Here is a 17,002-nt window from a genome sequence, read left to right as displayed (position 1 = left end):
CTGTAAACTCAACGGGATCGAGCCCCATGGCTATCTGTCCACTGTCCTGACAGCCATCGCTGGCGGACACAAACAAAACGACATCAACAAGTTGCTTCCCTGGAACTATCCCAAGCCCGTGTGACCGGCGCACCGCTTACGGTGAGTAGCGTTTCAAACTCTTCGGTCCATGCATCGATACCAAGGCTATGGCGTTCATCATCGTCCTTCTGCAGGTCGCCATACTTAGCGTCGAACACAAGTGCTCGAGCGTCTACCACTGCTTGGCGAATTCTTCCTCCGTCCCAGTTCAGCAACTTGTTTTCGAGCAGCCAGATAGCCTCAGTCACATCTTTTGCCTTTATTGGGAAGGCGTCCAAATCAAAGTTGGTATTGGAAGCTTCTTCTAAAGCGCTCCAGAAGAGCAAAGTACTCGATTGAGCAAACAGCGCCGGATTTCCATAGCGTCTCTGTGACTCTTCTGCTCTTCGATATTTTTTCACAAATAGCTCTCTGAGCTCATGGGGGTGCTGATCAGGCTTCCCGAAAAATAGCTCGACCAATTGGTCGAATCTATTCTTTGGCGGCAGCAGTTTGTCACCAACCTACCGGCCAATTTGAGCCCTATCTTTGAGGCCTAGACGTGAAGCAAGTCTATCTTGCGTCCATGGATCGCGTTCATCACTGACCGTTGGGTGGATGTCATTTTCGATCAAATACTTCAGCATTTGTCCGAACGTGCCCCGTATTGTCGGCCTGACTTCTCTTTTACTGGTCATAATCACTCCAAATTCGCCCAATGTCGCATCTGATGTCGCAACGATTGTCATGCGACATTTCTGCCGATGCTTTGCGAAGGTAGCACAGAATTTCGGATTTCTGATTCTCACATCGGAGGAGTCAGAATGGTAAATCTCATTAATATTGCCGCTTTGTTCGGTATGTCCCTAGGCTATTTTCTTGTCTTCGCGCATTGCAAGAAAGGAAAATCTGGATACTTGATCGTGGCTTGTTGCTGTCTGATCCTGTCGGTCACATACGCGTGGAAAACTTATGCAGCGGCTACGCAAAATGAACACTTCACTGAGGCGCATCGCCACTAAAGACAGCGTTGTTTCCAGGCTTGTGAGCCGGTACATTATCGGTTCTGGCCTCGGTGAGAACTATCTCTCTTGATCACGGTTCATGCAGCACAATTGGTTGGTTTGGTCCTTTGCGCAACCGACCTTAGCTAGGCAGCAACAAGAGGTTCAATGTCAGACACGTCAATCTCTCTCGTAGCCAGTGCCATATCATAGTTCGTCTGCAAGTTTACCCAGTAGGCCGGGGTGGTATTGAACACACGGGCAAGGCGCAGCGCCGTGTCAGGAGTGATCCCGGTCGTCCCCTTGATCAACCGCTCGATCCGCGTCCGAGGCACGCCCAGACGCCGCGCAAACGCGATGGCCCCCATCTCCAAGGGATCGAGGTAAAGCTCTTTCAGGACTTCACCGGGGTGCATCGGGTCTTCAAACAAGCTCATCAGCGTATCCTCTCAATGGTAGTCCACAATCTCGACATCGGCGGGGCCGTTCGGCGTCCAGACAAAACAGATGCGCCATTGCCCGTTGATCCGCACGGAGTGTTGCCCGGACCGATCCCCTTTCAGTTCTTCCAGGTGGTTGCCGGGCGGGAACCGCAAATCCTCAACAACCACCGCAGCATCCAGCGCTGAAAGCATCGCCCGAGTGCGCTTCACCAAGTCACCCGGGAAGCCTTTGCCGTACTTGCCCTTCACAGCGTTGGCGGCGAGTTTGCCCTTGGTGCTTTGGATCATGAATGATGCGTATCATTAGATGATACGTGTGTCAAGTTGTGATACAAAATCAGTACCTACCCGAGATCGATAACCGGCAATTGTCCTACCTGATGCTTGGCATCAGAGAGGCGAACGTTTCTTGGTCCCCAAACCTAATTCAGGGAGCATTTTCGAATCCGTCCAAGCTTCCTTGAACCCAAGCCCAAGCTTCGCTCGACAAATCAGCGGGGGTGACCTGCACAGTCCGATCACGGATTTCGAAGGCATCTACCATCCTGTTCAAACTATGCATGAAGTCTTTTTCCACAACATCGTTTGCCACCCTGGCATTATCCAAGTCCCGGTTTCCAAAAGATCCATCCACGATAAAGATGACATCGTAAGTTCGCATCCAGCGTTTGCAGAAGTCTTTCATCGATAGGAACAGCTCTTTGTGCTCCGATTCACACAAACCTCGACACTCACCGTAAGCCAGGTAATCGAGCATGGTTCGGTCGCAAACAACATACTCTGTTCCGTTCGATACGCTCGTTTCCTTGACGAGCTGTCGGCCAATCACTTCAAGATGCATGTCGAGACTGAGGTCACCTGAAGTAAGTTTCCTGCTTGATCTCGCCGCTCCTGAAACGAAAGCGCAAGTAACTGATCTTTTCTTAATATTCGCGACAAGTTCATGTGCGGCTGAAGTTTTTCCGCTTGCAGAGAAACCGGAAAAGCCAATCTTCATTCCAAGGTTCCTTGTTCGACTTGGTCAAAGACCGGATGCCGCAATATCTTCGTATTCGAAGATACAATCGCTAAATACTCGCGCGTCGCAAAGTTGGGAGCCTTTAGCACCCTCAAGTTAAGCCCCTTAGCACAAAAGAAGGACAGCTTCCCAAGCATGTCCACACTATCTTGAGATATGAAATTAAATGTTATCAGACCGTTAGTCGGATTCATTGATCTAAGTACTGCTTGCAGAAAGGTTTCGTCCAAGTTGAAATGAAAGGAGAACGACCCAAAGACCATGTCAAAAGTCGACGCATATTTGCTGCCGCTCAATCGAACGAATGACGACGGCTCATGTGCGATAAGTCCTAAACTATGCATCGTACTTATTGCTTCGTCATCGACATCAACGCCACAATAGGAAGTTGCGCGCTCTTCGAAATAAACAGGGAACTTTCCTCCCCCGATCTCTAGTACCCGGTCTGGCTCAAGTGCTTCCATGAACAGACGAAACATCTTTCTGGAACTCAACGCACGATCTCCAAGTTCATCATGCGCCATAATGCTTTCGCGATATCTGTTTATTACTTTGATTTGTTCAACTGATAGATCGGGGAGGCTACACGGCAGCAGAAGTCTGTCCAAGAAGACAAACGTCCTTTCTGAGCCAACCTCAGCTTCATCTTGTAGAAGAGAAATCCCGCAACCCAAGTCAATCTTACTAATCCCGCCGCTACTCATATTGCTCCACAATCTCGGGAGATAGGTCCCGAAAGTACTTTATAGCGGCTTCAGATTTTTCACTATATGCGCTTGAAACTCCTCTGACATCTAAGAGTTTGTTAAGCCTACCGCAGGCAGCGTTGATGCCTTCAAACAACTCGTCACATAGCCCCTCCGCGAACGGGTGAGTCCAGTCTCTTATGTCTTGACCAGAGAGGTTAGTGAGAACGTCTCGTTGATATTCTGAAGATCGACCTAAAATGCCAAATGTTGGGATCTTTAGTTGATCCGCGAGCATCAGTTCCGCTCCAACGCCGATTCCTTTCTTGCGCCGAAGGTCAACAATGATCAAGTCACTGATAGAAACAAGAAAAAGGTCGCAGCCAAAATTTAGTCTGGTGTCGCGCCGATCTATCCTGGTCAAGGCAGGATTTAGAATCTCAACGTCTGCGTCAACGTTTCTGGTCAGTGTTTCAACATCTGTGTCTGTCCAAAAATAGTCATCAGATCGTGCGTCTTCCTCCCCTTTGCGTATGCTTCCCGACAAATAAATCTTGCAGCACGCTTTTGACACTATCCTGCGATCCCGTTCACTACCTCCAAGAACTTGTCAATTGCAGCAGCAGCCTTGCTTCCTGCTGTGACTGTTCCGGCCAATTTGGTCAGCCTGTCTTTTAGTGAGGCAGCGGTCTCTTGATTTGAGTTTTCCGCAAGTTGGTTCATCTCGTTCGCGAGGCTTTCGCTCTCGGTTTTGTCGAGGTTTTCGCCAGCTACACTGAGGATTTCTGCGATTGTTTCACCAGATATTCCAGATGTGGAAAACTCCTGCACCAGTTTTTCGGCCTTAATCTTCTGATCGCCGAGCGATAGGTTGCCGACGTTGCCATAAACATTTACCATTTTGGGACTTCCTCCAGTTGAGAATAATTGCTTCGTGGGTTCTCCCAAGTCGGACCTTAACTTGGAAGCGCTATCGTCTAAGTCAATAATACGCAGCTTGTTTAGTAGCGGCGTACCAGATGCAGCAGCCAGCATCCGGTTTCGAAACGGTCCATCACTTGCCTCTTCTTTGTACTTTGAAACCACCAGAGCCTCAAACCGTTCTTCACCTTCGCAATTCCGGGCCATGTGTTCATAAAGAAGATGCGAGATCACTTCATCTTCCTCATTGGTAAACCACTTGACCATGTCGTTTTGCGCCGTCCAGACTTGAACTCCTCTCAAACCTAATGCCAGTCCCTCTCGCGCATTTCTGGAGGAATCCTGGTAAAACGACTGAAGAAAATCAGTACGTTTCAGAAGTTCTAGGGGACTCTTAGCGTGAAGACGGTATATCCAGCGCCGAACTCCTTCCGGTTGCTCAGAATACTTTTGCTCTTCGATGAACAGATCCTTGGCGGTTCTATCGGGGTGCTGCCAAAGCGACCAGACCGAGTACTCAGCAACTTTTGGGTCATGATGTGCATTAAGTTGTCTAACCACTTCTACATTCTCAAAACTTGCGTGAGTTATATTTTCCGGTGCCTTTTCGTAGCCCTCAGAAAGCGAAAGCCACAAGAGCGCGTGGTTTGTATCGGTCTCAATATCGATAAACTTGCTTCCAAGGCTCTCAAACCTTTGATCGCTGAAGAGTCTGGCTGCCAGCTCGTACTCCTTTAAGTAGTCGATTCCCGCGGCTTCGCAGATATTCCTTACGCTGGACTGACTTGCTAGCTTTCCGACGGCTGAAATAAGCCACGCTCGATTCTCGAAGTTGGCCTCAGAACCAAGGCACCTGTACAGCACATTCACGCTTGTCCCCGTTCCCAGGCCAAGTAGCGTTATCGCTTTGCTTGCCCACCTGCGCACTAAGACATCGTCATGCCAAAGTAGGCCTAAGACAGTGCTGCGAAATCTGGTGGGTTCTCGAATTACGACGCTTTGCTCGAGAAGTTCGCAAAGTCTTTGCAATGAGGACTTAACGGTCCTTGGTTGCCCAGTCAGGGAAAGCAAATAGACCAGAAGGTCAGCCTCTGCTTTTTCAAGAATTCGGGAACTACGCATACTTGCTATGGAAACGCTGACAACCGTTCATCTCTCGTGTTGCAAAGCATTGAAAATGACAGAGGGTCAAAATTTGACAGATCATTCGGCATATTACTTTTTTCCAACCATTTTAGTCCAGTAAATGACAAGTTTGGCCTGCCGGGATCAAAAGCTCCGTTACATTCGTAGTCAGAAATGACGAAAATCGCGTCTTCTCCAAGGTGAGTTTTTGAAATGACGCAGGTTCTTGGAATCAGCTCGCCCTCATAACGGGCTTTTTCTGCCACTTCCAAAGGCATGCCAACGCCATCAGCCAAAATGGTTATCCCTGATTCCAGTATTCCAAAGAAAGCATCGTATGTAATGTCACGATGGTCTTCTAGAACATAGCCACCAAAGCCTATGCTTCGCGGGCGATTCAGCGAGTCACCACCAGCTCTAAGTCTTCCAATCACGTAGGATAAAACGCACAAATTACGATGAACCAGAACGAAACTCATTATTGGTAGGTAGTCTGGTTCCTCTTTGAGTTCTTCAGTGCTCAAGTATTCAAGCTCAGTACTATCGAACCTGTTGCGAAAAGTCTCCGCACTTACTAGTGCTTTTCGATCAAATTTGGTGGTCCATCCCTTCCGGGATACGGCCAACACACTCCTGTTTTCCAGCTGGAGACTTCTTCGTGGGGCTGGATATTCCGTCTTCATCTCGGTCGGAATTCTGGGATCGGCTAAGAATTCACGGAGAAAGAACTTACCTGCTTCGGTGCGAAAAAACTGGCTCCTGCTACGTCGGCTAAGGATGTCTTCGCTCAGTCTAGCTTGAAGCGTTTTGTGCGGAGTGCGCCCGTATAGGTGAGAGGGTAATCCGCCTGACCTAAGAGCCTTGTCAAGGATATCCTTGGCTGAAAGCGGACAACGCTCAACCAGTAGTACTTTCCTAGCCAGGTCTAAATAACTGTCAGCCAATTTTTCTCTCTGTCGGGCCTGCGCTAGTCCCCTCAGAGACCCTATAGTTCATAAGATTTCGGCCAAGCCAAGCCTGTCACATGCGCTGTGAGCATGCAACAGTGGGCAAAGACACCTCGGATCATTCTATGCGTTTCACATTCAGTTCTTGCCCCTATTTGCAGTTCGACTGGACCTTCAAATGACTCATGCGATGGCGGCTAATCATTCTGAAGGCCTTGAGCGTGGCCTAACCACGTTCTCTGGATGTGAGCGCATGGGAAAATGGCCCTTTGCTCCAGGAATGTCTCTAAGCTTAGGGCGATGAGGAAGCGCTGGCTGGCTTCAACGGTTTTTTGCAGGCGCTGCTCCATCCCGGCGCAGACACCCATCACTGCAATGCCAAGGGCCATCCAGACCATAGGCATGAGGGAAAGACCTTCGGAAATGAATGCCAGAAACAGCATCGGGACGGCAACGAATGGCAAGCCAATCAGATAAAGATAGCGGAGCTTACTCACCTTAAGCCCTACATTCTCTGCCAGACGTTCGTGTTCTTCCGTGAGCTGGCGCACCCAAGCCAGGAACTCGTCTTCCAACTGACCACGAAGGTAGTGACCACACCGGCAGTGCTCTCGGGTTAGATACTCAGCTTGCCCGCAGGAGGAACACTCAATGGCATTGATTCCTGGAGTTTTCGGTCTGGTAGGGTCACGTCTGACTGGCGCGTCTTCTGGTGTGAGCGCATGTCTGTCGAGGAACAAATCTAGGCGATCTGAAAGCGACATTTTTCGCGGCTTCAGCACGTGGACGTTTGATGGCAACCGATCGTTGGACATCATGCAACCAGCCCCAGGATGCGGTCTACTCGTTGCGTGTCGGGTGCGTTTTCGGTTGTATTTAGTGGGTCCTGATTGAGGAACTCCGCGAAGAGGAAATCAATCGCATCCCACTTTTTCTCATCCGGGACTGATAGGCCGCGTTCATTGATCCGATGCTCGACAGCCATACCGACCTTGCGATAGGCCCGTGCCATTTCACGTTCACGCCGGGTCAATCCTGATTCAACGTCGCCTTCCAGCACCCATAGCGGATCGGCTTCGAACTCTTGGAACACCTTCAGGAGCAGCGATCCGGGTAGGTCGCGTTCGCCCCTTTCATAGTACTGATATGCGCTCCGGCTGACGTGTAGACGCTCTGCCATCTCTTCTTGGGACAGTTTTTCTTGGCGTCTTATCGCCGACAATCGATGTCCCAGGCCTTCAACAGTCATTCGCAACCTTAATATTAGTTGCATTGACCACGAATATGGTTACTTATATAAGATATGACCATAATACGTGGCTATGCGCTTGCTTCTCACATGTTGAGAGTACTTTTGTTTCATCCTGAAGGCAAAACAGAATCGTTTGCTTCGTTTTGTGGTCGAGACAGCCAGAGGTGACGCATGACGAAACTCCTTGAAACACCGAAAGAACTTGCTGAGCGCGTCGGTATTCCCGTGACCAACGTTCGCTACCTGATCCGCGAGGACATGCTGGATCACATCTTCACCGCGCCTGGGAAGCGGAATCCGAAAATCCCCAACGGGGCTTGGGAAAAGTATGTGGCGCAGTTCACGGTAAAAGCCGAACCGAGAGCAGCGGCCTCGCGCAGGGAGGGTTGATCCATGTCTATCCAAGGCACAACCGATGGTTCTCAAATCCTGGGACTTGGAAAGACGCCCGCCCAATGGGTGGAGGTCATGTCCGGCATGGGGATCGATATCTCCGAGCGAACGCTGCGGGAGCGGGCAAACGAGACGGGCGCGTTCTATCGCCTTGGGCGAACCATGCTGATCACGCCTGCGCAGATTGATACCATATTTGAGAGAGGCCCGTCATGCCGACCAAAATCTACAAGCGGGGCCGATACTACTATGTCTACGGGACGATCGAATACAACGGCAGACCGATCTCACGTAAATACCGCGACAGCACTGGGTCGACTACAGAAGCAGGCGCACGGGACTGGCTAGCGCATGAGACCGAGTATCAAATCCGTCAATATTTGCTCGGGGATGAACCAAGCAAAACGTTTTCAGATGCGATCATGCTCTACAATGCCTCTCCAAAAGCGGCCAAGCAGTTGATCGATATTGTTAAGGAAATTGGCGATACGCCATTAAGAGCGATATCCGGTGCGCTGCTAAAAGGGTTGGGGCCAAAGCTGAAGCCGAAGGCATCTACCGATACGTGGTGGCGCGAGATTGTGACACCCGCCAGTGCGGTGATCAACAACGCGCATGAGTTGGAGGGTACGCCGCTGATTAGGGTGAAGCCCTATGACAAGTTCGAGCGAATTGCCCAAGACAGGCGGCGTGGGAAGATCAGCAGGGTGGAGCGAACCCCAGCGGACAAGGAATGGATCGAGGCGTTTTGTGGTGCTGCCGATCCGTACAATGCCGCGTTGGTGCGGTTCATGTTCGAGACGGCGGCGCGGATCGATCAGGCCGTATCATTGGAGCCTGACGATCTGAGGCCAGCTGAGAACAAAGTCAGGGTGAAGGCCCAGAAGGGGCATCCAGAAAGCTGGATCACCGTTTCCCCTGAGATGATGGACGAACTGCTGGCCTTGCCACCAAAGCGCCCCAAGAACCGCAAGACCGGCAAATTCATGAAGCCGCGCGTTTTCGGCTATGGCAGCTCGACAGGCTACAACACGCGCTGGAAGACGATCTGCAAGCGGGCGGGCATCCAGTACCTGTCAGCGCACCCAGCAGGGCGGCACGGGTTCTTTACTGAATTGGTCGTGCGGCAAGGCGTCGATCCGGTCACAGCGGCCAAGGCTGGACGCTGGTCAGACCCAAATTTGCCGATGCGCATTTACGCCCATGCGGAGACTGATGAGGCCGATGTCAGGGCCCGTTTTCGTACAAAGCATGTACAGGAAGACCCTGTACAAACACCCAAACAACAGAAATCAAAGAAGGAATAGCGCTATGAACGGTTCCCTCCTAAGGGGCAGGTTGCAGGTTCGAATCCTGCCGGGGTCACCAAACTGTGGGTCGGGCGCGTGACTCATTATTTCATTCCATTGGTATATCTGCGTTCCGACCGGCAAGATCTACGCTCACGACATAAGCTTTCTCAGGCGTCATATTCGCCATAATACGTGCTGCGCTATCCGTTGGCATACGCCCAAGGAAACCCGCGGCAAAGCCTGGTTCCATTTGTTCAAACAGGGCCGCTGCTTGTTTAGGTTTCATATCAGCATAAACTTGTGTGAGTTGAGCTACGTCCTTCTCAGCAGCCTCTGATGCCATCGTGATGGTCTTTCTCAAACGCTTTTCTGCGGTTTCCAGTTTTTCGAGTTCTTCTGAAATCGTACGTTCTGCTTCGGCGATCTCCTCTTCACGAACGGCAATTTCAGCCTCGCGCTTTTCTAATTTGGCTTCGCGTTCTTGTATTATTTTTAACACACTTTCCATACGTTCTGGTCTTGCCAAATCAGTAATACTATTAGCGTTAGCTGAGCTATCTGTAAGGCTTTTCAAGCTTTCGCTTGCAATAACTTGACCTGCATCTGTTGCAATTCTAAAGCCCGCGGATAAGAGAAGTAAGCTCCCGACAATAGCGAGCGTGCTTTTCTTTTTCGGAGTATTTTTTTTCTGTTTTTTCATCTTGCTTCTCTAAAATGACTGGAAAATACTGGCTCAGATGACTTTTGGGGTACCGAAGTCTCGGAAACTTGTGGCAAGTCATGTAAAGCTGCAACCATCAGTTCCAGTTTTTTTGATGTTTGTTCTGCACGCTCCGTAATTTCGACGAGGGTGTCGCTTGAATGGTTTGCCGTACTGCGTGCTGCATCCAATGCGGTTTGTAGTTCTGTTACTTGAGATGAGAGGACTGCTACGGCTGCCCCTACACCATTTTCCAGGTTATTAAATTGCGTAAGGCGCCTTGATAATATGAAGCAATATATACCAGCGCCCAAGGCTCCGGCAACGAGAAGAGTGTCCGCCACCATATCCATGTTATTTCCTTACTTTAGGATAAATTCCGTTATTAGAAGACCATTGGCTTTACCCAATCCGATAACCATGATGATGCGCCTGAAAAGATGAAGACGGATACGAAAAAGTGCGCCTTCCCCCTCGATATCTTCGGCGGATAGTGCACGTAGATACCCATTCATAAAGTCCTGTATCCGAGGCATAAGAAATTCTACGTCTTCCTTGAATTCGGACGGAACTTCGATTTGGCCAGAAAATCGCAAATGATCATGCTCTGCTCCTGCTGGTAAGGACACAATCAAAGTTGGGATCGGGATAAAAGCGACGTCTGGTCTTTCAGGAGATGATTCTTTCGAGAGATTGGGCGCCGGCTGCATGGAACCGATCGGCAGTAATCCGTTTGATACACTGAAATAGCCGATTCCCAACCCTATTAGGCATAGCGCAAGAGCAAGAAAAATTGGACGCTTGGACGTTTTTCGAGTGCTGTCTTCCTGGCCTTGCAGGTCAGCAGTTTCATCAGTTGCCATGTCCTCTCCACTCGCAGGTTTGGAAGTCTGTTTAACGAACAGGCACTAACCGATTGTTAACGTGCGCCCGTCATAACCGATCATGATGAAACAGAACGTTTTGGGTTCGGAGGTTATCGGTGAACCAACTTTTGCCAATGTGGCGCAATTTGTCAGTACCTAAGAAATTTATTGTAATTGGGGCAACAATTGCGATTTTCCTCGCGCTTTTGGGTATGTCACGTCTGGCGACCCAGCCGCGCATGTCGCTGCTTTATTCAGGGCTTGATCCAGCATCCGCCGGAGAAGTTGTGCAGTCTTTGCAGCAGGCAGGTGCAGCTTTCGAGGTGCGTGGAACATCTGTTTTTGTCGACGCATCACTGCGTGATGAACTTCGGCTCACGCTCGCAAGCGAAGGACTGCCGGCGGGAAGTGGTCAGGGGTACGAATTACTCGATGCGTTAACAGGTTTTGGAACGACATCGCAGATGTTTGATGCTACCTATCTCCGCGCAAAAGAGGGAGAGTTGGCACGCACCATAGTCTCGTCACCGGATATTGTCTCGGCGCGCGTGCATATCGCGACCGGAAGCGATAACCCTTTTCGCCGTGATTTGGTACCGAGCGCATCAGTTTATGTTTCTGGCCGGGCGGGCGTCGTTGGAAAAAGTCAGGCGCAGGCAATACGTCATCTGGTTGCTTCTGCGGTGGCGGGCTTAAAACCGATAGATGTATCGATCGTTGATTCGCAGGCGGGCTTGCTATCAGAAGATGACTCGATAACAGGTGTTTCTGGCGATTTTGAACGAACTGAGCTTTTACGAGAACGCGTGTTGCGATTGATCGAAGCGCGCGTGGGGCGGGGCAACGCGGTGGTCGAAGTCAGCCTGGATTCTGTCAAAGATACAGAATCTATTATAGAGAAGAGCTTCGATCCAAGCAGCAGATTTGTCATCAGCTCCGATACTGAGGAACGGACCGATCAATTCGAGAATTCCGGCTCCGGTGCTGTGACCGTCGCATCGAATCTTCCTGATGGGGATGCGAACGAATCTGAGAAAGAAACCAGTCAAACGGCAGAAACGCGCGAGCGCTTGAATTATGAGGTGTCGCAAACAACACGCGAATTGATCAAAGGCCCTGGTGCCATAAAGCGTCTCACAGTTGCGGTTCTTCTGAATGGTGAAGTTGAAACAGATGCTCAGGGCGTAGAGCAATTTGTTCCGATGCCAGATGCAGAAATCGATGCTTTGCGTGATCTGGTTGCCTCGGCTGTCGGATTTGATGAGGCGCGGGGCGATGTCATAACCGTCCGCTCTATGCCGCTTGAACCCATTGAGCAGCAAGGCTCCGTCCCTTTGGACTTGCCCTGGTACGCTGGCGATATTGATGCAATGTCATTAGTTCAAATAGCGGTCCTTGCTGTTGTGGCGTTGATTCTTGGGCTATTCGTTCTGCGGCCATTGCTGTTGTCATCCCGGAATCCGGCCGGACCATTGACTGGGACCCTGGCTGCGCCGGACACCCAAATAGAGGCTGATACTCCTGTTTTAACTGGTACAATTGAGCCGGAGAACTCGGACCTTTCACTGCCAGTGCTCGCGGACACTGCCGCGCCGGGTCAGTTGCCAACAACCGAAGATGCGGTTTCTCGCCTGAAGTCTCTTATAGAAGAGCGGCAATCGGAAACCGTTGAAGTGTTGCGCAGCTGGTTGGACGATGCTCAGACCCGAGATGCCCGATGAACAACTTGACGCTTTTTCTTGAAGATTTCGGCCTTCCTGCCGTGTCGTCCGATCACCCAACTTTTTCCGACGAAACACTTGAAAACGAACGGCTTGAGTCGTTTGACAAAGGGTATCGTGCGGGTTGGGATGATGCGATCAAGGCAAAAATCGAAGATGGCGCAAGCCTGTCGGATGGGTTTGCGCAAAATCTTCAGGATTTATCGTTCACCTATCACGAGGCACATGCTCAAATTCTATCCAACCTTGGTCCGCTGTTTGATGAAATTCTACAAAAGATGTTGCCGTCTCTCGCGCGTGATACACTGGGCGGCCATATTGCAGATCAACTTTCACAATTGGCGCGCGATACGGGAACGGTGCGTATTGAAATTGCCGTCGCCCCCGGTGCGGGTGATCAAGTCTCTCAACTTTTGAACGAAGCGGCGAGCAATCTACCAATCTCTGTCACGGAAACGCCATCAGTTGGCGAGGGACAGGCAGAGCTTCGTTTGGGATCAAAAGAGATTTCCGTCGACTTGAAGAATGTGGCAGATCAAATCGGCGAAGCGGTTCACGCGGTCCTTTATGATCAGACAGAGGATCACGCACATGCCTGAGCAAGACACATCCAAGAATCCGCACGCCAACGAAGCGGCGTTCACCACCGTTCCAATCGAAATCACGGTCTCTGTTGGACGTGCCCGACCACTGGTTCGCGATCTGCTCTTGCTTGAGGAGGGGTCCGTATTGCTTCTGGACAAACGCGTCGAAGACCCTGTTGATCTTTACGTCGGAGATCGGCTCATTGGGTCCGGAGTTCTTGAGATTACGGAAACTGGCGAAAAACAGGGCCAATTGAGTGTCCGTCTCATAGACGTGAATGATTTCGGCAAGTCGGGCAACTAGACCATGAAACATATCGTTGCAATCGGCGTGTGTGTATTTCTGATGTCGGCAGTACCTGCCTATGCCCAAAGCCTGTCTTTGGATTTTGGCGACGGTGGCTCAATCACGGCGACGACGCTGCAGCTGATCGCGTTATTGACTGTCCTGAGCATCGCACCTGGGATCGTTATTACGGTGACGTGTTTTCCGTTCATGGTGACGGTGATGTCGATCTTGCGACAGGCGATTGGGCTGCAACAATCGCCGCCAAACATGCTGATGGTCAGTGTCGCACTATTCCTGACGTTTTTCGTTATGGAACCGGTTCTTATCGCATCCTGGGAACAGGGCATTGAACCGCTGTTGAATGAAGAGATCGATACCCAAGAGGGTTTTCAGCGGGGTTTTGAACCCTTCCGCGTCTTTATGGCCGCGCAAGTGGATCTTGATACCTTCGCCACAATTGCCCGAATCAGAACCGATCTTGATTTGTCTGAACCAAGCGCTGACACGCCCTTGTCCGTCCTCGTGTCGACATTCCTGCTGTCAGAACTCGCGCGGGCTTTCCAGGTTGGATTCCTGATCTTTTTACCTTTTCTTATCATTGACTTGGTGGTCGCAGCCGTTTTGATGTCGATGGGCATGATGATGGTCCCGCCAGCAATCGTATCACTGCCGTTCAAGCTCGCTTTTTTTGTCGTGGCCAACGGGTGGGCCTTGGTCGCGGAAAGTTTGGTGAGATCCTATCAGTAGATCAACGGCAGTAAGATCCGCTGCGGTATCGTGCCGTGTCAAAATGGAAATGGTCCCGATGCCATCGATTGGATTCGGGGCCCAAGACGGTTCCGAAAATACCGCACGCACGCCGATGCATGTCGCGCAGAATTGCCCCTGTCGTGCGCTGCCCCCACCCGTTCAATAGGGTGATCTCTTGCCCGTCTCTAAATCTAAAACCAGAGATATCAATGGCACGACCTTTCCCATGTTCGCTGATACGGGCACCGGGTTGGTTGTTGCGCGTGCGGCAAGCATAATGGGCCGCAACCTTGATCTGGCTCACACCTCCGCCAAAAGTACCCACGGATGGTTTCATGCCTTGATCGACCCAGCGTTTCAGAGCTTTGGCAGTCGTGCAGTCCATAATGGCCTGTTGGCTGAGGCTGATACCAGACACAGACCGTACGCGGACGGCGTTCTTGACCCCGCACCCGGAAATACGGCCCGGAACCAGGCCCACGATTTCCCCTTGAATTGACGGGTCATTGCATACGGCACCTCGGGCACGTTCACGCCGTTGCGCCATGGCCTTGCGCACAACACCGTCAGGCCGCAAAAACGGACGCAGCGACAAGCCAGTGGCTTGCGGTGACAGAGCAGCAAACGCTTTTGCGCGCGACAGCATGATGTCTACCGGGTCAGCGCGAGAGTTTGGATCGTTTTCACGCTGCAATTGTTGTGCCAATTGAGAGGTGAGCAACGGTTCCAAAATGTCTGGGCGGGCCATTGGACGAAGTGTCGGCACGGTTGGCTTGGACAGATCTTCGGGAATATCCCGTGCCACGGGACGAAGCGATGTATCGGGCGCGGCCGTCGCAAAATTTGCAACCAACATCATCGAACACGCCAAGGTACGGATTACCCGCATATTTTTATCCTGATCTGCCGAAATTGGGCGCGGCTGTGTCTTGTCCAGCTTCGATAATTCCGCGACGAATGGCGCGGGTGCGGGTGAAATAGTCATGTAGGAAGTCCCCATCACCCTGTCGAATGGCGCGTTGAAGCGCAAACAGCTCTTCTGTGAAGCGACCAAGAATCTCGAGTGTGGCATCTTTGTTTGTCAAAAAGACGTCGCGCCACATCGTCGGGTCGGATGCCGCGATGCGTGTGAAATCTCGGAACCCGGCGGCGGAATACTTGACCACCTCACTGTCGGTCACGCGGCGCAGGTCGTCGGCCACGCCAACCATTGTATAAGCAATCAGATGTGGACAATGAGATGTTACAGCCACCACAAGGTCATGATGGTCGGCTTCCATGATATCCACGTTTGACCCCAGCCCGCGCCAGAACCGCATCAACCTGTCCACCGCTTCGGGATCGCTTCCGTCTGTGGGAACGATCAGGCACCAACGGTTGTCGAACAATGTTGCGAAACCGGATTCCGGTCCGGAATGTTCTGTTCCAGCAAGCGGGTGCCCGGGTACAAAATGAACGCCGTCCGGGATATGAGGGGCCACATCGTCAATGACCTGTCGCTTTACCGACCCCACATCCGTGACCGTCGCGCCGGGTTTGAGGTGATCTGCAATGTCGGCCGCAACGCGGGCCATTGCGCCCACGGGAACGGCCAGAACGATCAAATCGGCGTTCTTAACCGCATCTTCAACTGTATCGCAGACAGTATCGCAAAGACCGATCCGACGCGCGGTGTCGCGGGTTTCTGCGCTGCGTGCAAAACCGGTGACATGCCCGGCCAGACCGCTGCGTTTGATCGACCAAAACATGGAGGACGCAATCAAACCAAGACCGATCAGCGCCACCCGATTATAGATCTGCGTCATCGTGCACCTGCCTTGAATTGACCGATGCAATGGGCCACGCGGCGGCAGCTTGCCTCGTCTCCGACCGTTATTCGTAACGCATGAGGCAAATTGTAAGACCCGACCTGTCGTACGATCAGGCCCTGGTTTTGCAGGTACGTGTTGCAAGCATCCGCTTCGGCGGCATCGGTAAAACGGGCCAAAACAAAATTTGCCATGGAGGTATCTGACGGCACGCCATGACCGGCCAAAGCTTCTGCCAGCCAGGCGCGCAATCGCGTGTTTTCCAGTCGGCATTTTTCGACATATGCGGTATCACGTACAGAAGCTTCGGCAGCGGCCAGTGCGGCTCCTGATAAGTTGAATGGACCTCTGATGCGGTTCAAAACATCGATGATTGGCTTTGGCGCATATCCCCAGCCGATCCGCAAACCGCCGAGACCGTAGATTTTTGAAAACGTCCGCGTCATCACGACATTGTCGCGGGCGTGAACCAACGCGGCACCGCCATCGTAGCCTTCGACGAATTCTGCATAAGCGCCGTCCAGAACAAGCAGGGCCTGTGGCGGCAGATTTTCGGCAAGGCGTTCGATTTCGGCAAGACCGATCATTGTGCCCGTGGGATTGTTCGGGTTCGCGATGAAGACCAGTTTGGTCTTGTCGGTGCACGCCGCCAAAATGGCGTCCACATCTGTGACACGTTCATGTTCTGGCACCTCGACCGGCGTGGCACCAGCGGCCAGCGCACAGATCTTGTAAAGGGCAAAGCCGTGTTCGGTGTGGATCACTTCATCGCCTGGACCGGCATATGCCTGACAAAGAAACGTGATGATTTCATCCGACCCCACGCCACAGATGATCTGGTCAGCATCCAACCCGTTAACCTCGGCAATGGCTCCGCGCAGGCTTGCGTGGTCGGTCGATGGATATCTGTGCAACTCCAGTACGGCCCGTCGCACGGCCTCTTGGGCAACCGGGCTTGGGCCGAACGGGTTTTCATTCGAGCTGAGTTTCACCACATTCGACACGCCTTCGACATGGGATTTGCCGCTGACGTATAGCGCAATATCCATGATACCGGGTTGTGGTGTTATCTTTGTCATCTGAACCTCCGCACTTGATCAGGGTTTAGCGGGGCAATGAGGTAAGGGAAAGCGACAAACAATC

22 protein-coding genes and 1 pseudogene are annotated in these 17,002 nt (G+C 51.6%); 7 read left to right on the top strand and 16 right to left on the bottom strand.

Features of this window, described 5'->3' with window-relative positions; all coding sequences use genetic code 11:
• Positions 1-124 (top strand): transposase domain-containing protein (locus tag ACG74X_RS19095; RefSeq protein ID WP_411234979.1); only part of this gene is annotated, 124 nt, incomplete at its 5' end.
• Here the strand turns inward: ACG74X_RS19095 and ACG74X_RS19090 are convergent.
• The 10 genes and pseudogenes from ACG74X_RS19090 to ACG74X_RS19045 form a co-directional block, all read right to left on the bottom strand.
• Positions 84-482, bottom strand: coding sequence for a hypothetical protein (locus ACG74X_RS19090; protein ID WP_411236901.1), 399 nt, complete (start codon positions 480-482; stop codon positions 84-86). The two genes, ACG74X_RS19095 and ACG74X_RS19090, sit on opposite strands and share 41 nt — an antisense overlap.
• Before the next feature lie 728 nt (positions 483-1,210).
• Complete coding sequence (locus tag ACG74X_RS19085) at positions 1,211-1,501, bottom strand: HigA family addiction module antitoxin (protein WP_411236899.1); 291 nt, start codon at positions 1,499-1,501, stop codon at positions 1,211-1,213.
• A 12-nt stretch (positions 1,502-1,513) separates the two neighbouring features.
• Complete coding sequence (locus ACG74X_RS19080; protein ID WP_411236897.1) at positions 1,514-1,795, bottom strand: type II toxin-antitoxin system RelE/ParE family toxin; 282 nt, start codon at positions 1,793-1,795, stop codon at positions 1,514-1,516.
• 139 nt (positions 1,796-1,934) lie between these two features.
• Positions 1,935-2,504 (bottom strand): hypothetical protein, encoded by a 570-nt coding sequence (locus ACG74X_RS19075; protein WP_411236895.1) that lies wholly within the window; start codon positions 2,502-2,504, stop codon positions 1,935-1,937.
• Complete coding sequence (locus tag ACG74X_RS19070; RefSeq protein ID WP_411236893.1) at positions 2,501-3,229, bottom strand: hypothetical protein; 729 nt, start codon at positions 3,227-3,229, stop codon at positions 2,501-2,503. Before ACG74X_RS19070 ends, ACG74X_RS19075 begins: the two co-directional genes overlap by 4 nt.
• Positions 3,230-3,784: 555 nt before the next feature.
• On the bottom strand, positions 3,785-5,002 hold the full coding sequence (locus ACG74X_RS19065; RefSeq protein ID WP_411236891.1) for a hypothetical protein: 1,218 nt from the start codon (positions 5,000-5,002) through the stop codon (positions 3,785-3,787).
• Between the two features lie 257 nt (positions 5,003-5,259).
• Positions 5,260-5,781 (bottom strand): hypothetical protein, encoded by a 522-nt coding sequence (locus ACG74X_RS19060; RefSeq protein WP_411236909.1) that lies wholly within the window; start codon positions 5,779-5,781, stop codon positions 5,260-5,262.
• 198 nt (positions 5,782-5,979) lie between these two features.
• Positions 5,980-6,201 (bottom strand): annotated as a pseudogene (locus tag ACG74X_RS19055) (HTH domain-containing protein); the annotation flags it as partial.
• Positions 6,202-6,401: 200 nt separating this feature from the next.
• Complete coding sequence (locus tag ACG74X_RS19050; RefSeq protein ID WP_411236889.1) at positions 6,402-7,022, bottom strand: hypothetical protein; 621 nt, start codon at positions 7,020-7,022, stop codon at positions 6,402-6,404.
• On the bottom strand, positions 7,019-7,453 hold the full coding sequence (locus ACG74X_RS19045) for a helix-turn-helix domain-containing protein (RefSeq protein WP_411236887.1): 435 nt from the start codon (positions 7,451-7,453) through the stop codon (positions 7,019-7,021). The genes ACG74X_RS19050 and ACG74X_RS19045 overlap by 4 nt, the downstream gene beginning before the upstream one ends.
• Before the next feature lie 174 nt (positions 7,454-7,627).
• Here ACG74X_RS19045 and ACG74X_RS19040 point away from each other — a divergent pair, with 174 nt between their 5' ends.
• Both ACG74X_RS19040 and ACG74X_RS19035 read left to right on the top strand, forming a co-directional pair.
• Entirely contained in the window at positions 7,628-7,846 is a 219-nt protein-coding gene (locus ACG74X_RS19040) for a hypothetical protein (protein WP_411236885.1), read from the top strand.
• Positions 7,847-8,061: 215 nt separating this feature from the next.
• Positions 8,062-9,156, top strand: coding sequence for a tyrosine-type recombinase/integrase (locus ACG74X_RS19035; protein WP_411236883.1), 1,095 nt, complete (start codon positions 8,062-8,064; stop codon positions 9,154-9,156).
• Positions 9,157-9,247: 91 nt separating this feature from the next.
• Here the strand turns inward: ACG74X_RS19035 and ACG74X_RS19030 are convergent, their stop codons facing one another.
• From ACG74X_RS19030 to fliL, 3 genes are read right to left on the bottom strand one after another with little or no spacing between them, the layout of a single operon-like run.
• Complete coding sequence (locus ACG74X_RS19030; protein WP_411236881.1) at positions 9,248-9,841, bottom strand: MotE family protein; 594 nt, start codon at positions 9,839-9,841, stop codon at positions 9,248-9,250.
• Positions 9,838-10,194, bottom strand: a complete 357-nt coding sequence (locus ACG74X_RS19025; RefSeq protein ID WP_411236879.1) for a DUF6468 domain-containing protein — start codon at positions 10,192-10,194, stop codon at positions 9,838-9,840. The genes ACG74X_RS19030 and ACG74X_RS19025 overlap by 4 nt, the downstream gene beginning before the upstream one ends.
• Before the next feature lie 9 nt (positions 10,195-10,203).
• Positions 10,204-10,704: a flagellar basal body-associated protein FliL gene (fliL, locus tag ACG74X_RS19020; RefSeq protein WP_411236877.1), complete on the bottom strand. Its 501-nt coding sequence runs from the start codon at positions 10,702-10,704 to the stop codon at positions 10,204-10,206.
• Between the two features lie 119 nt (positions 10,705-10,823).
• On the opposite strand from fliL, the gene fliF reads away from it, so the two are divergent.
• The 4 genes from fliF to fliP are packed head-to-tail and all read left to right on the top strand — an operon-like array spanning position 10,824 to position 14,048.
• Positions 10,824-12,428: a flagellar basal-body MS-ring/collar protein FliF gene (fliF, locus tag ACG74X_RS19015; RefSeq protein WP_411236875.1), complete on the top strand. Its 1,605-nt coding sequence runs from the start codon at positions 10,824-10,826 to the stop codon at positions 12,426-12,428.
• Positions 12,425-13,027: an ABC transporter ATP-binding protein gene (locus tag ACG74X_RS19010; protein WP_411236873.1), complete on the top strand. Its 603-nt coding sequence runs from the start codon at positions 12,425-12,427 to the stop codon at positions 13,025-13,027. The genes fliF and ACG74X_RS19010 overlap by 4 nt, the downstream gene beginning before the upstream one ends.
• A complete protein-coding gene (locus tag ACG74X_RS19005) occupies positions 13,020-13,316 on the top strand; it encodes a FliM/FliN family flagellar motor switch protein (RefSeq protein WP_411236871.1) in 297 nt (98 codons plus the stop codon). The genes ACG74X_RS19010 and ACG74X_RS19005 overlap by 8 nt, the downstream gene beginning before the upstream one ends.
• Before the next feature lie 3 nt (positions 13,317-13,319).
• The gene (gene fliP / locus ACG74X_RS19000; protein WP_411236869.1) at positions 13,320-14,048 is read left to right on the top strand and encodes a flagellar type III secretion system pore protein FliP; all 729 of its coding nucleotides are present in this window, start codon (positions 13,320-13,322) and stop codon (positions 14,046-14,048) included.
• Between the two features lies 1 nt (position 14,049).
• Here the strand turns inward: fliP and ACG74X_RS18995 are convergent, their stop codons facing one another.
• The 3 genes from ACG74X_RS18995 to hisC form a co-directional block, all read right to left on the bottom strand.
• Complete coding sequence (locus ACG74X_RS18995; RefSeq protein WP_411236867.1) at positions 14,050-14,856, bottom strand: extensin family protein; 807 nt, start codon at positions 14,854-14,856, stop codon at positions 14,050-14,052.
• An 88-nt stretch (positions 14,857-14,944) separates the two neighbouring features.
• Positions 14,945-15,856, bottom strand: a complete 912-nt coding sequence (locus ACG74X_RS18990; RefSeq protein ID WP_411236865.1) for a prephenate/arogenate dehydrogenase family protein — start codon at positions 15,854-15,856, stop codon at positions 14,945-14,947.
• Positions 15,853-16,938: a histidinol-phosphate transaminase gene (gene hisC / locus ACG74X_RS18985; protein WP_411236863.1), complete on the bottom strand. Its 1,086-nt coding sequence runs from the start codon at positions 16,936-16,938 to the stop codon at positions 15,853-15,855. The genes ACG74X_RS18990 and hisC overlap by 4 nt, the downstream gene beginning before the upstream one ends.
• Positions 16,939-17,002: the final 64 nt, after the last annotated feature.

It is taken from the genome of Marivita sp. S0852 (assembly GCF_046591575.1).
In the GTDB taxonomy this organism is placed as follows: Bacteria; Pseudomonadota; Alphaproteobacteria; order Rhodobacterales; family Rhodobacteraceae; genus Marivita.
Note: the sequence above shows the minus strand (reverse complement) of the source record. Positions and strands in the feature narration are given on the sequence as shown.

Excerpts from the sequence above, each read along its gene's own strand:
- hisC (WP_411236863.1), bottom strand. The coding sequence starts at position 16,938 with ATGACAAAGATAACACCACAACCCGGTATCATGGATATTGCGCTATAC.
- ACG74X_RS19035 (WP_411236883.1), top strand. The coding sequence starts at position 8,062 with ATGCCGACCAAAATCTACAAGCGGGGCCGATACTACTATGTCTACGGG.
- ACG74X_RS19005 (WP_411236871.1), top strand. The coding sequence starts at position 13,020 with ATGCCTGAGCAAGACACATCCAAGAATCCGCACGCCAACGAAGCGGCG.
- ACG74X_RS19080 (WP_411236897.1), bottom strand. The coding sequence starts at position 1,795 with ATGATCCAAAGCACCAAGGGCAAACTCGCCGCCAACGCTGTGAAGGGC.
- fliL (WP_411236877.1), bottom strand. The coding sequence starts at position 10,704 with ATGGCAACTGATGAAACTGCTGACCTGCAAGGCCAGGAAGACAGCACT.
- ACG74X_RS19025 (WP_411236879.1), bottom strand. The coding sequence starts at position 10,194 with ATGGATATGGTGGCGGACACTCTTCTCGTTGCCGGAGCCTTGGGCGCT.
- ACG74X_RS18990 (WP_411236865.1), bottom strand. The coding sequence starts at position 15,856 with ATGACGCAGATCTATAATCGGGTGGCGCTGATCGGTCTTGGTTTGATT.
- fliP (WP_411236869.1), top strand. The coding sequence starts at position 13,320 with ATGAAACATATCGTTGCAATCGGCGTGTGTGTATTTCTGATGTCGGCA.
- ACG74X_RS19050 (WP_411236889.1), bottom strand. The coding sequence starts at position 7,022 with ATGATGTCCAACGATCGGTTGCCATCAAACGTCCACGTGCTGAAGCCG.
- ACG74X_RS19075 (WP_411236895.1), bottom strand. The coding sequence starts at position 2,504 with ATGAAGATTGGCTTTTCCGGTTTCTCTGCAAGCGGAAAAACTTCAGCC.
- ACG74X_RS19040 (WP_411236885.1), top strand. The coding sequence starts at position 7,628 with ATGACGAAACTCCTTGAAACACCGAAAGAACTTGCTGAGCGCGTCGGT.
- ACG74X_RS19070 (WP_411236893.1), bottom strand. The coding sequence starts at position 3,229 with ATGAGTAGCGGCGGGATTAGTAAGATTGACTTGGGTTGCGGGATTTCT.
- ACG74X_RS19085 (WP_411236899.1), bottom strand. The coding sequence starts at position 1,501 with ATGAGCTTGTTTGAAGACCCGATGCACCCCGGTGAAGTCCTGAAAGAG.
- ACG74X_RS19030 (WP_411236881.1), bottom strand. The coding sequence starts at position 9,841 with ATGAAAAAACAGAAAAAAAATACTCCGAAAAAGAAAAGCACGCTCGCT.
- ACG74X_RS19045 (WP_411236887.1), bottom strand. The coding sequence starts at position 7,453 with ATGACTGTTGAAGGCCTGGGACATCGATTGTCGGCGATAAGACGCCAA.
- ACG74X_RS19010 (WP_411236873.1), top strand. The coding sequence starts at position 12,425 with ATGAACAACTTGACGCTTTTTCTTGAAGATTTCGGCCTTCCTGCCGTG.